Genomic DNA, 11,409 nt, shown 5'->3' on the forward strand with positions numbered 1-11,409 from the left:
AAACTCATCACCGCGACGTCAGCTCGCGCGCGGGGCGTACATGATGACGGCGACGCCGACCAGGCAGATGGCCGCTCCGACGAGGTCGTAGCGGTCGGGCCGGAACTTGTCGACCACCATGCCCCAGGCGAGCGACCCGGCGACGAAGACGCCGCCGTAGGCGGCGAGGATGCGGCCGAAGTTCGCGTCCGGCTGGAACGTGGCCACGAACCCGTAGGCGCCGAGCGCGATCACCCCGGCGGCGATCCAGAGCAGTCCGCGGTTCTCCCGCCAGCCCTGCCACACCAGCCAGGCGCCGCCGATCTCGGCGAGGGCGGCGAGCAGGAACAGCAGGATGGAACGCACGACCGTCATGCGTCAGACCGTAGCCGGGCCTCGGTCCGGACCGGTGAAGGGCAGGGGACAGTGCGGGCTTTCGGCGCAGGTGACCAGGTCGTCGCAGCCGGCCGAGACGGCGGCCCGGAGCGTGTCGCGGACGGCGGTGAGGTCCGCGAGCCGTCGCTCCACCTCGGCGAGCTTGTCGCGGGCCCGGGTCCGCAGGCCGGCGTCGTGCCGTCCGGCCGTCAGCAGGTCGGCGACCTCGGCGAGCGTGAAGCCGAGACGTTGCGCGGCCTTCACCACCCGCAGCAGGGTGACCGTCTCGGCCGGGTAGAGGCGATGCCCGCCCGGCGACCGCCGGGGCGCGGGCAGCAGCCCGCGCCGTTCGTAGTAGCGCAGCGTCTGCACGTTGACCCCGGCCGCGTCGGCGAGCCGGCCGCTGCGCAGTTCCGGCTCGCCCATCACCGGCCCCGCGCGGTCGTGGCCCGCAGGGCCAGGGCATCGAGTACGGCGACACGGGTCGCCGGAACGCGGATGTCGAGCGTCAGCGTGTCGCCGTCCGGGCCGGCGAGATCGAAGGTGAAGAAGGAGCAGCAGGCGGACTCGCGGGCGATCAGGTCCCGGGCGAGCGCTTCGGCGCGGCCGTCGAGGTGCAGCCGCAGATGCCCGGCGGCCGGCCGGTCGGCGCCGCGCAGCGCGTCGTGGAACAGCCCGTCGAACTCGGCCAGCCGCAGCGGCCGCTCGGTGGTCGGCAGCGTGCAGGTGTCGGGCACCCAGGATTCGTCGGTCACCTCTCGACGGTAAGCCCGTACCGGGGTACCGGATGCAACCGCCGGTTCATTCTTTCCTGAATACAGCAGACGCTGTACAGTCACAGCATGCGGACGCTGCACCACTCCCAGGCGCTGTCCCGTTTCGGTCACGCGCTGTCCGACCCACTGCGCGCCCGGCTGCTGCTGGCCCTGCGCGAGGGGCCCGGCTACCCGGCCGAGCTGGCCGAGGCGCTCGGCACCAGCCGGCAGAACCTGTCCAACCACCTGGCCTGCCTGCGCGGCTGCGGCCTGGTCGTGGCCGTGCCGGAGGGTCGCCGCACCCGGTACGAGCTGGCCGACGCCCGCCTCGCCCACGCGCTCGGCGACCTGGTCGGCGTCGTGCTCGCGGTCGACCCGGCCGCCTGCCCGGACGCCGCGGACGGATGCTGCTGATGAGCCTGCCGCTGATCCCCGTCACGCCCGCAGGCCCGGGGCCGGACCGCCGTGCGCTGCTCACCCGCCGGGTACGCCTGCTGGTCGCCGCGACGATCACCTACAACGTGATCGAGGCGGTGGTGGCGATCGGCGCCGGCACCGTCGCGTCCTCGACCGCCCTGATCGGTTTCGGTCTGGATTCGGTCATCGAGGTGGCCTCCGCGGCGGCGGTGGCGTGGCAGTTCGTCGGTCCGGATCCGCAGGCCCGGGAGCGGGTCACGCTGCGCGTCATCGCGGTGTCGTTCTTCGCGCTCGCCGCGTACGTCTCAGTCGAGGCGGTACGGGCGCTACTCGGCGGCGCCGAGGCCGCGCACTCACCGGTCGGGCTGGTGCTCGCCGGGCTCTCGGTGATCGTGATGCCGGTGCTGTCGGCAGCGCAGCGGCGCGCCGGGCGTGAACTGGGCTCCCGGTCGGCGGTGGCCGACTCGAAGCAGACGTTGCTGTGCACGTACCTCTCGGTGGTCCTGCTCGTCGGGCTGGCCCTCAACGGCCTGTTCGGATGGTCCTGGGCCGACCCGGTCGCCGCCCTGGTGATCGCCGTGGTCGCGGTCCGCGAGGGCCGCGACGCCTGGCGCGGCGACACCTGCTGCGCCACCTGCGGACCGGGCGGCGGGCGGGCCTGATCACCGGCCGCGACCTGCGGCGACGTCGGGAATACGGCTGTGCTCGACGGCCCGGCGGGCTACCGTCACCGGAGTACGGGCCGGCGTGGGTCAGGCGCGCCGCGTCCACGCCCGCGCCGTCGGAGTTGACGTGGCGGAAACGCCCGCAGACGAGCATGGGTACGACGAAAGGGGCGGACATGACCGACGAGGTGACGTCGCAGGTCCCGCCGGAACCGGCTCCCGTGCTGACCACCACGCCCGCCGGAACCGGGCCGGTCGGACCGCCGAGCAGCCTGGACCTGTGGGCGCGCGCCCAGGTGCTGCACCGCTGCTTCGGCGACGACGACGGCGAGCCGCACATCATGCGCGGCCTGGACTGACCGCGCCGGTCAGCGCACCGTCACGCCGGCCCCCGCCAGCACCTCCCACCACGACGCGAGGTCGGGAACAGGCTCGGCGCGGGCCGTGTACTCATCCAACCGCCGCCGCTGCTCCGCGCTCGGCGCCGGTGAGACGGTGGCGCCCACGCCGACCAGGGCGTACCGGTGGCCGCCGACGGTGAGCAGCATCGTGCCGACGATCGTCCCCCGGGCCTCGACCTGCCCGGCGGGCGCGGCGAACACCTCCGCGCCGCGCCGGTCGCGGGCGCGCAGCCGGCCCTCGTCGAGCGTCAGCAGCACCGGTACGCACCGCATGCCGTTCCAGAGGCTGCGTCGCCAGTAGACGATTCCCGCGTACGACCGGCCCACGACGCCGACCGTACCGTTCCCGCGCACCGGTGAACGATTCCCGGCGGCGGTGCGTGAGAGCCGGTGAGCATCACCGGCGGCCGCCGGGGGTACTGCTGCGGGACACGGGAACGAACAGCCGGGAGGTCACGGTGGGGGACAGGGCGGGACGTCAGGGGCGCGGGCCGATCGCCGGACTGGTGGTGGCCGCGCTGGTGGCGGCCGGCTGCATGGCCGGCGGCTACGACCAGGGCGAGCCGCAGCAGCCGGCACCCCCGCGCAGCGCGCAGCCCGAGTCGCAGACCACCCGCGCGGACGGCACGACGAGCGTGGCCGAGTTCAAGCAGGACATCCAGGACGCGGTACGGCTGGCCGAACGCTACTGGGCGGAGCGGTTCCGCGCCTCCGGTGAGCGGTTCACCCCGATCCGGCGGGTGGTGGCCTACAGCCGCGAGGGCGAGGTGGCCTGCGCCGGGCAGGGGCTGCCGCGCAACAACGCGGTCTACTGCTCGGCCGGCGACTTCATCGCCTACGACGTGAACTGGTCGGTGGCGGCGTTCCGGCAGATCGGCGACGCGTTCCTGTTCTACCTGCTCGGCCACGAGTACGCCCACGGCATGCAGGTGCGGCTGGGCATCCGCTACAACTTCACCATCCAGCAGGAGTTGCAGGCCGACTGCATGGCCGGGGCGTACCTCGGTGACAGCGTGCGGTCCGGGGCGCTGGAGCTGGAGGACGGCGACCTGGAGGAGTTCCGGGAAGGGCTGCTGGCGGTCGGCGACGACCCGGACCAGCCGTGGTTCGCCGAGGGCTCGCACGGCACCGCCGAGCAGCGCAGCGAGTCGTTCTTCCGGGGGTACGAGAAGTCGCTCGGCGCCTGCGGCCTCGGCTGATGCCGCGGGTCACCCCGATCGGGGACGGTGACGGGCGCACCGGACGCGACTGGCAGGATCGGCGGGGTACGCGTATCGAAGGAGGCCCCCGCTGAGCAGCAAGCACCCCGCCGCCGTGCTCTTCGACATGGACGGCACCCTGGTCGACAGCGAGAAACTGTGGGACGTCGCCTTGCAGGAACTGGCCGCCGTGTACGGCGGTGTCCTGTCCGAGGACGCCCGCCGCGCGATCGTCGGCACCGGGATGGCCGACGCGATGCGGATCGTGCACGACGACCTGGGCCAGCCCGAGCGGGACGTGCAGGAAAGCGCCGACTGGATCAGCGCCCGGATCCTGGACCTGTTCCGCACCGGGCTGCGGTGGCGTCCGGGCGCGCTGGCGCTGCTGCGGGCGGTACGGGACGCCGGCATCCCCACCGCGCTGGTCACCTCCAGCGGCCGGTCCCTGGTCGAGGTGGCCCTGGACACGCTGGGGCGGGACAGCTTCGGCGCGGTGGTCTGCGGCGACGAGGTGGACTCGGCGAAGCCGCACCCGGAGCCGTACCTGACCGCCGCGCGTCTGCTGGGCGTGCCGGTCGAGCGGTGCGTGGCGATCGAGGACTCACCGACCGGGGTGGCCAGTGCGCTCGCCGCCGGGGCGGCGGTGCTGGCCGTACCGGCCGAGGTGCCGCTGGCGCCCGCCGACGGCGTACACCAGGTGGAGAGCCTGCTCGCGGCGGACCTGGAGCTGCTCGCGGCCCTGCTCAATCGTTAAGAAGGGCCCCTTCTTATGCGCGAGGCGTTAAGAAGGGGCCCTTCCTTTCACGTCAGTCGTGGGCGATGGCGCCCAGGACGTTGATCCGCGCGGCCCGGATCGCCGGCAGCACCGCGGCGACCACGCCGATGATCGCGGCCAGGATCAGGAACGTCACCATCTGACCCCACGGCAGGACCAGGTCGGTGATGCCCTCGTCCTTGAGCGCCTCGACCACCGCCGCGCCGAGACCGGTGCCGACCACCACGCCGAGCAGTGCGCCGAAGATGGAGATCACCACCGCCTCGACCGTGATCATGCGCATGGTCTGGGCGCGGCGCAGGCCGATCGCCCGCAGCAGGCCCAGCTCGCGGGTCCGTTCCAGCACCGACAGCGCGAGCGTGTTGATGATGCCCAGCACGGCGATCACGATGGCCAGCGCCAGCAGGATCTGGATCATCTGGAGCAGGGAGTCCAGCTGGCCGGTCTGCTGCTCGATGAACGCGGCCCGGTCGGCCACCGACACCTCGGGGCTGTCCGCCAGCAACCGCTCGACCTGCGGCTGCACCGCGTCCACCGACGTGCCGGGGGCGAGCTGCAGGAAACCCTGGATCGGCTGCGGGATGGCGAAGTCCGCGGCGGCCTGCGGCGGCAGCGTCACCGGGTTGGTCAGCTGCGAGCTCTCGTAGATGCCGCTGACCGTGTAGGTGCGGGCGTCGCCGCGGGACAGCTGCACCGGCACCGTCGAACCGACGCTGAGGTTGCGTGCCTTCGCGGTGTCGGAGCTGACCAGCATCTGGTCCGGCGCCAGCTTGCTGATGTCACCGGCGGTGGCCTTCGCCCCGAAGATCTGCTGGAGCGCGGCCACGTTGCTCGACACGGCCACCCAGGTCCGCTCGCCGCCGACCACTGCCATGTCGCCGTACTCGCCGTCGACCATCTGGACGCCCGGGATCGTGGCGGCCTTCTCCAGCACCGCCGGGTCGAAGCTCGCCGGGCGCGGCCCGGACGACGCCCCGGAGATCACCAGTTCCGCCTTGATGGTGTCCTCGGCCAGCGCGCCGATGCTGCCCTTTGCCGAGTCCAGGATCACCGTCACGCCGGTGACCAGGGCGATGCCCACCATCAGCGCGGCGGCGGTGATCGCGGTGCGGCGCGGGTTGCGGCCCGAGTTGAGCCGGCCCAGCTTGCCCGGCACCGACCAGGAGAAGATCGCGCCGAGCAGCGAGACCACCGGCCGGCTGATGATCGGCGTCAGCAGCGCCACGCCGATGAACGCGAACAGTACGCCGCCGAGGATGGTCGCCAGGGTGCTGTCGCCGGCGTGCCCGCCGAGACCGAGGAACAGCAGCACCGCGCCGATGCCGGTCACCACCGCGCCACCGATGGTGACCTTGGTGAGCGGCCGGTCCGGCGTGGCGACGTCCTGCATCGCGGCGATCGGCGGGATGCGCGAGGCGCGCACCGCCGGCAGCAGCGCGGCGATCACCGTGATCAGCATGCCGACCGCGAACGCGCCGATCACCGCCGAGGCCGGCACACCCAGCCCGGCCAGGGTGAGACCCCCGGCGAGCTGACCGAACAGGTACGCCAGCAGCGCGCCCACGCCGATGCCGGCGGCGAGCCCCAGCACCGAGGCGATCAGGCCGACCGCGAGCGCCTCCAGCACCACCGAGCCGATGACCTGCTTGCCGCTGGCCCCGATCGCGCGCATCAGGGCCAGCTCACGGGTGCGCTGAGCCACGATGATCGAGAACGTGTTGAGGATCAGGAACGTGCCGACCAGCAGCGCCACCGCGGCGAACCCGAGGAGGATCTTGTTGAAGAACGACAGCCCCTCCTTGAGGCCGGCCGAGGCGTCGGCGGCGAGCTGCTCGCCGGTCTTGACCTGGTAGTCGGCGCCCAGGGTGCGGGCCAGCTCGTCGCGCAGCGCGGCCGGCGTGGTGCCGTCGGCGGCCTGGACGCTGACGTTGCTGAACACGTCCGGCTTGCCCAGCATCAGCTGCTGCGCCACCGGGGTGGTGAAGTAGACCTCGTTGGCGCCACCGATCGAGTCCCGGCCGCCGCTGTAGCCGAACACGCCGACGAGCGTGAACTCCTTCTTCGGGGCGAGCGTCAGCACGCCGACCCGGTCGCCGACCTTGACCTTGCCCGCCTCGGCCAGCGCGGTGTTGATCACGATCTCGTCGTCGGCCTGCGGCGCGCGGCCCTCGCGGATCTCCACCAGGTCGCTCTCACCGAGCCAGTTCTGGCCCAGCTGCGGCGGACCGAACGAGGTGACCACCTTGCCGTTGCTGCCGATCATGCGGGCGCCGTCGGCGGCGACCACGCCCTCGGCGTCGGCGACGCCGGGCACCGCCTTGATCCGGTCGAGCACCGACGCCGGCATCGGGGTGCTCAGCGGCATGCCCTCCGTAGTGGAGACGTCGATCTTCGGCTTCGCCTCGACGCTGACGTCGACCTCGGCGTACGCGTCGGCGAAGACCGCGTCGAAGGACCGCCCGAGCGTGTCGGTGAGCACGAACGCGCCGGAGACGAACATGACGCCGAGCACCACCGCCAGGCCGGACAGCAGCAGGCGCAGCTTGCGCGCCAGCAGGCTCTTGAGCGTTGCCCGCAGCATCAGTTGCCCACCTCGACCGGGGCGTCCAGCTTCTTCATCGTGTCCAGCACCGTCTCGGCGGTCGGCTCGATCAGCTCCGAGACGATCTGCCCGTCGGCGAGGAAGACCACCCGGTCGGCGTAAGCGGCGGCGGTCGGGTCGTGCGTGACCATCACGATGGTCTGGCCGTGCTCGCGCACCGAGTTGCGCAGGAACTTGAGCACCTCGGCGCCGGAGCGGGAGTCCAGGTTGCCGGTCGGCTCGTCCGCGAAGATCACCTCGGGGCGGGCGACGAGCGCCCGGGCGCACGCCACGCGCTGCTGCTGGCCGCCGGAGAGCTGAGCCGGGCGGTGCCCGAGCCGCTCCCGCAGGCCGACCGTGTCGATCACCGTGTCGTACCAGGCCGGGTCGGGCTTGCGCCCGGCGATCGACAGCGGCAGCAGGATGTTCTCCTGCGCGGTGAGCGTGGGCAGCAGGTTGAACTGCTGGAAGATGAAGCCCACCTTGTCCCGGCGCAGCTTCGTCAGACCCGCGTCGTTGAGACCGGTCACCGTCGTGTCGCCGATCATCACGGTGCCCTTGGTCACCGTGTCCAGACCGGCGAGGCAGTGCATGAGTGTGGACTTGCCGGAGCCGGACGGCCCCATGATCGCGGTGAACCGGCCGCGTTCGAACTCGGCGGTCACCCCCCGCAGCGCGACGACCTGCGCCTCACCGCTGCCGTACACCTTCCACACGTCGTTCGCCCGGGCCGCGGCCTGCTCTCGGCCTACCGTCGCGGTCACGTCATCTACCTCTTCCGTATGTCGTTCTCATGCCGCACCGCCCCCGCTGGCCGGTGCGGCGGAATCCATCCTCGGGGTCGCGAGCCCGAAAGCCCTCCGACCTGGGGTGGAATCCGCGCCGATCTTCCGGTGAGGGTCGACCCCCATCCGGGCTCAGGGTGACCCCTGACCGGCAGGCGACGCCGACGTCAGGGCCTGACCCCGCGTGATGGTCAACACATCAGCCCCGCCGCTGGTCACGGTAGGCGACCCGCGCCACCTCAGCCGCCGGGACGGACCAGGCCCGTCTCGTACGCGAGCACGACCGCCTGGACCCGGTCGCGCAACCGTAGCTTCGTCAGCACATGACCGACATGGGTTTTCACAGTGGTCTCGCTGACCGACAGCAACCGGGCGATCTCCGCGTTGGACAGTCCACGCGCCATGTGGGTGAGCACCTCGCGCTCCCGGTCGGTCAGCGGCTCCAGCGCTCGCGCCGGCGCGGCGGCCGGGTCCGGCAGCACCTGGGCGAAGCGGTCGAGCAGCCGGCGCAGGATGCGTGGGGACATCACCGCGCCCCCGGCGGCCACAGTGCGGATCGCGGCGACGAGATCCTCGGCCGGCACGTCCTTGGTGAGGAAGCCGCCCGCCCCGGCCCGCAGCGACCCGACGACGTGTTCGTCCTGCTCGAACGTGGTGAGCACGAGCACGCGGACCGGCAGCCGGGCCGACACGATCGCCCGGGTGGCGGCCACTCCGTCCAGGCGCGGCATCCGGATGTCCATCAGCACCACGTCGGGCAGCAGCCGCCGGGACAGCTCCACCGCCTCCACGCCGTCGCCGGCCTCACCCACCACGTCGAGGTCGTCCTCCGCGCCGAGCACCATCCGGAATCCGGTACGCAGCAGCGGCTGGTCGTCGGCGAGCAGAATCCGCACCGGCCGGGAGACGGCGCCCTCGGTCATGCATCCCCCTCGTCGTCCGGTCGGCGGTCCGGCCGGAGCCCGCCGGCACGCGCCCGCGATCCATCCAGCGCGAACCGGGCCGCGGTAACCACCGTAGAGGGCGCCGGCCGCCCGGTCGCCGATCAGGCCGCCCCGATCCCGCGGGTTGGCCGGGCTCTGCGCGCCGGCCCTCACGGGATCCCGGGGCGCCCTGCGCGCACGGCCCTGACGGGATCGCGGGGCGGTCTGCGCGCACGGCCCGCGCGGGATCGCGCACGGCCCGCGCGGGATCGTGGGCGGTCTGCGCGCACGGCCCGCGCGGGATCGCGGGGCCCACGGTGACCCGGCGCCGCATTCGTCCCAGAGTGGCCCGGCACCCGATTCCGCCCCGCGGTGACCTGACACCGGAATCGCCCAGATCGGGGAGCGCCGCGCGGCGGCTCGGCGAGCCCGTCCCGGCCGGTGGTGCACGCCCCGCATGATCGACCCCACTTCGCCGAGGTGGCTGCATCCCACCCCTATCGACCCCGCCACCTCCCCGAGGTGGCGTCACGCCCCCGTCGACCCCGCCACCTCGGCGAGGTGCTGCGTGCCCGGTCACCACCGATGGTGATCCACACCTGCTCGGGGAGGTTGCGGCATCATGCACCCGTCGACCCCGCCACCTCCCCGATGTGGCTGCGTCCCACCCCCGTTGACCCCGCCACCTCCCCGATGTGGCTGCGCCCCACCCCGTCGACCCGCCACCTCCCTGACCTGGGTGCATCCCGCCCCGTCAACCTCGCCACTTCGGTGAAGTGGTCCGGGTGCCCGGTCGCCACCGATCGTGATCCACACCTGGTCGGGGAGGTTGCGGCATCACGCACCGCTCGATCCCGCCACCTCCCCGAGGTGGCGCGCATGCCCCCAGACGGCGGGAAGTGGGCGGTCGCGCCCGCTCAAACCGGTGTACGCGGCAACGGTCCTGCCCGCGATGGCGGCTGTGGTGTCCACGTGGCCGCCCGCCTCCACCCCGACACGGATCGCGGCCGGACAGTCGTGCGGCAGCGTGGCGGCGACCCAGCCGCAGGAGCCCTGCCCGTCGAATGCGGACGCGGCAGCCACCGGCCACGGCGTGCCGGTACGGATCAGCCGCAGCACCGTCACCGCGCCCGGCCCGTACCCCCGGGTGTGGGCCGCAGCGCCGCGCGAACGCCAACGCCAGCCGGTCCCGGTCGATCCGTCCCCCGCCGGCCAGCCCGGCCACCACCGAACAGGCCATCTCGGTGTCGTCGGTCCACTCCCACGGCGCTCTGCGCGCCGGTCCCGCATCGGGCTCGGACGCGCTCCCCGCGCCCGAGCCGCGTGCGGGATCGCGGGCGCTCCGCGCGCCGGTCCGCACGGGACCGCGGGCGCTCTTGTGTGCGGTTACGGTCCGAACGGGTGGATTGACGGCGGGTACGGCTGGGCATCACCGGCGTGCGCGGGATCGAGTGTCGATCCGGGCACCCTCCGGCCAGGCGTCAGCCCGGGCACCCTCCGGCGGGAGCGGAGGTCACTCGTCGGCGCCGGGCGCCACCGGGCGGGAGCGGGCGTCCACGAGCGGGTCGGGCGCGGCGGCGGCCACCGGGAACGGCGGCGGCGTCCCGCCGTAGCTCGGGCACAGCGCCTGGTGGTTGCACCAGTCGCACAGGCGGCTCGGCCGGGGACGGAAGTCCTGCCGGGCGGTGGCCTGCTCGATCGCCCGCCACAGCGCCACCACGGTGCGCTCGAAACGCACCAGCTCGTCGGCGTCCGGCGCGTAGTCGCAGACCTCGGCGTCCTTGAGGTAGAGCAGGCGCAGCACGCGCGGCACCACGCCCCGGGTGCGCCACAGCACCAGGGCGTAGAACTTGAGCTGGAACAGCGCGCGCGCCTCGAACGCCTCGCGCGGCGCCCCGCCGGTCTTGTAGTCGACCACCCGCAGCGCGCCGTCCGGCGCGACGTCGAGCCGGTCGAGGTAGCCCCGGATGAGAAGTTCGTCGTCCACCACCGCGGAGATCAGCGCCTCGCGCTCGGCCGGCTCCAGCCGGCGCGGGTCCTCCACCGCGAAGTAGCCGTCCAGCAGCGCCGTCGCCGACCGGAGGAACTCCTGCGGCCCGACGGCGTCGCCGTCGGCGAACAGCGTCGCCAGCTCCGGCTCCTCGGTGACCAGCCGGTCCCACTGCGGGGCGACCAGGTCACCCGCCGACTCCGGGGTGCGCGCGGCGGCCGGCAGGTCGAACAGCCGCTCCAGCACGGCGTGCACGAGCGTGCCCCGGGCCTGCTCGACGGTCGGCCGCTCGGGCAGCCGGTCGATGCTGCGGAACCGGTAGAGCAACGGGCAGGTCTTGAAATCTGCCGCCCGCGACGGCGACAACGAGGCCCGCACGGTGACCGGCGCCGGTGCCGCCGTCTGGTCGCCGTGACTGTCGATCATCGGTTCCGCCGTCATGACCGGAAGGTTAGGGCACGCGTGTGACAGGGCCGGCGTCGCCGCACCGAAGCATGATCGGGATCGCGGCGCCCTGGGTCGTCCCCGGCTGCGGGGCTCGCCGAAGCTCAGCTCACGTAGCAT

Annotated in this window: 13 protein-coding genes and 1 pseudogene; 5 read left to right on the forward strand and 9 right to left on the reverse strand. The window is 73.2% G+C overall.

The features are described from left to right. Positions 1-18: 18 nt before the first annotated feature. Genes FB455_RS30490 through FB455_RS30500 form a run of 3 tightly spaced genes read right to left on the reverse strand, consistent with a single transcriptional unit; the run spans position 19 to position 1,109 of the window. A complete protein-coding gene (locus FB455_RS30490; protein ID WP_013286088.1) occupies positions 19-354 on the reverse strand; it encodes a YnfA family protein in 336 nt (111 codons plus the stop codon). Between the two features lie 3 nt (positions 355-357). After that, positions 358-780 carry a MerR family transcriptional regulator gene (locus tag FB455_RS30495; protein WP_030274025.1) on the reverse strand — a complete coding sequence of 141 codons (423 nt, stop codon included), beginning with the start codon at positions 778-780 and terminating at the stop codon, positions 358-360. Next, positions 780-1,109 (reverse strand): hypothetical protein, encoded by a 330-nt coding sequence (locus FB455_RS30500; protein WP_030274023.1) that lies wholly within the window; start codon positions 1,107-1,109, stop codon positions 780-782. Before FB455_RS30500 ends, FB455_RS30495 begins: the two co-directional genes overlap by 1 nt. Positions 1,110-1,196: 87 nt before the next feature. On the opposite strand from FB455_RS30500, the gene FB455_RS30505 reads away from it, so the two are divergent. The 3 genes from FB455_RS30505 to FB455_RS30515 all read left to right on the forward strand — a co-directional run bounded on the left by FB455_RS30505 (position 1,197) and on the right by FB455_RS30515 (position 2,550). Continuing rightward, a complete protein-coding gene (locus FB455_RS30505) occupies positions 1,197-1,523 on the forward strand; it encodes an ArsR/SmtB family transcription factor (RefSeq protein ID WP_030274021.1) in 327 nt (108 codons plus the stop codon). Beyond that, positions 1,523-2,188 carry a cation efflux transmembrane domain-containing protein gene (locus tag FB455_RS30510; RefSeq protein WP_030274019.1) on the forward strand — a complete coding sequence of 222 codons (666 nt, stop codon included), beginning with the start codon at positions 1,523-1,525 and terminating at the stop codon, positions 2,186-2,188. Before FB455_RS30505 ends, FB455_RS30510 begins: the two co-directional genes overlap by 1 nt. Before the next feature lie 179 nt (positions 2,189-2,367). Next, on the forward strand, positions 2,368-2,550 hold the full coding sequence (locus tag FB455_RS30515; protein WP_013286093.1) for a hypothetical protein: 183 nt from the start codon (positions 2,368-2,370) through the stop codon (positions 2,548-2,550). 9 nt (positions 2,551-2,559) lie between these two features. On the opposite strand, the gene FB455_RS30520 is transcribed toward FB455_RS30515, so the two are convergent. Beyond that, on the reverse strand, positions 2,560-2,946 hold the full coding sequence (locus FB455_RS30520) for a hypothetical protein (RefSeq protein WP_052166216.1): 387 nt from the start codon (positions 2,944-2,946) through the stop codon (positions 2,560-2,562). A 104-nt stretch (positions 2,947-3,050) separates the two neighbouring features. Here FB455_RS30520 and FB455_RS30525 point away from each other — a divergent pair, with 104 nt between their 5' ends. Both FB455_RS30525 and FB455_RS30530 read left to right on the forward strand, forming a co-directional pair. Then, positions 3,051-3,791: a neutral zinc metallopeptidase gene (locus FB455_RS30525; RefSeq protein ID WP_030274016.1), complete on the forward strand. Its 741-nt coding sequence runs from the start codon at positions 3,051-3,053 to the stop codon at positions 3,789-3,791. 115 nt (positions 3,792-3,906) lie between these two features. Then, a complete protein-coding gene (locus FB455_RS30530) occupies positions 3,907-4,545 on the forward strand; it encodes an HAD family hydrolase (RefSeq protein ID WP_030274014.1) in 639 nt (212 codons plus the stop codon). A gap of 52 nt (positions 4,546-4,597) precedes the next feature. Here the strand turns inward: FB455_RS30530 and FB455_RS30535 are convergent, their stop codons facing one another. From FB455_RS30535 to FB455_RS30555, 5 genes and pseudogenes are all read right to left on the reverse strand, one after another. Further along, positions 4,598-7,147, reverse strand: coding sequence for an ABC transporter permease (locus FB455_RS30535; RefSeq protein WP_030274012.1), 2,550 nt, complete (start codon positions 7,145-7,147; stop codon positions 4,598-4,600). Further along, the gene (locus FB455_RS30540; protein WP_013476954.1) at positions 7,147-7,911 is read right to left on the reverse strand and encodes an ABC transporter ATP-binding protein; all 765 of its coding nucleotides are present in this window, start codon (positions 7,909-7,911) and stop codon (positions 7,147-7,149) included. Before FB455_RS30540 ends, FB455_RS30535 begins: the two co-directional genes overlap by 1 nt. Before the next feature lie 260 nt (positions 7,912-8,171). Continuing rightward, a complete protein-coding gene (locus tag FB455_RS30545) occupies positions 8,172-8,855 on the reverse strand; it encodes a response regulator (protein WP_013286098.1) in 684 nt (227 codons plus the stop codon). Positions 8,856-9,692: 837 nt separating this feature from the next. Beyond that, a pseudogene (locus FB455_RS34970) lies at positions 9,693-10,215 on the reverse strand (ADP-ribosylglycohydrolase family protein). Between the two features lie 153 nt (positions 10,216-10,368). After that, positions 10,369-11,286, reverse strand: coding sequence for a RecB family exonuclease (locus FB455_RS30555; RefSeq protein ID WP_030274008.1), 918 nt, complete (start codon positions 11,284-11,286; stop codon positions 10,369-10,371). Positions 11,287-11,409 lie beyond the last annotated feature (123 nt).

It is taken from the genome of Micromonospora sp. CNZ296 (assembly GCF_007827635.1).

Excerpts from the sequence above, each read along its gene's own strand:
- FB455_RS30510 (WP_030274019.1), top strand. The coding sequence starts at position 1,523 with ATGAGCCTGCCGCTGATCCCCGTCACGCCCGCAGGCCCGGGGCCGGAC.
- FB455_RS30535 (WP_030274012.1), bottom strand. The coding sequence starts at position 7,147 with ATGCTGCGGGCAACGCTCAAGAGCCTGCTGGCGCGCAAGCTGCGCCTG.
- FB455_RS30495 (WP_030274025.1), bottom strand. The coding sequence starts at position 780 with ATGGGCGAGCCGGAACTGCGCAGCGGCCGGCTCGCCGACGCGGCCGGG.
- FB455_RS30545 (WP_013286098.1), bottom strand. The coding sequence starts at position 8,855 with ATGACCGAGGGCGCCGTCTCCCGGCCGGTGCGGATTCTGCTCGCCGAC.
- FB455_RS30490 (WP_013286088.1), bottom strand. The coding sequence starts at position 354 with ATGACGGTCGTGCGTTCCATCCTGCTGTTCCTGCTCGCCGCCCTCGCC.
- FB455_RS30515 (WP_013286093.1), top strand. The coding sequence starts at position 2,368 with ATGACCGACGAGGTGACGTCGCAGGTCCCGCCGGAACCGGCTCCCGTG.
- FB455_RS30505 (WP_030274021.1), top strand. The coding sequence starts at position 1,197 with ATGCGGACGCTGCACCACTCCCAGGCGCTGTCCCGTTTCGGTCACGCG.
- FB455_RS30555 (WP_030274008.1), bottom strand. The coding sequence starts at position 11,286 with ATGACGGCGGAACCGATGATCGACAGTCACGGCGACCAGACGGCGGCA.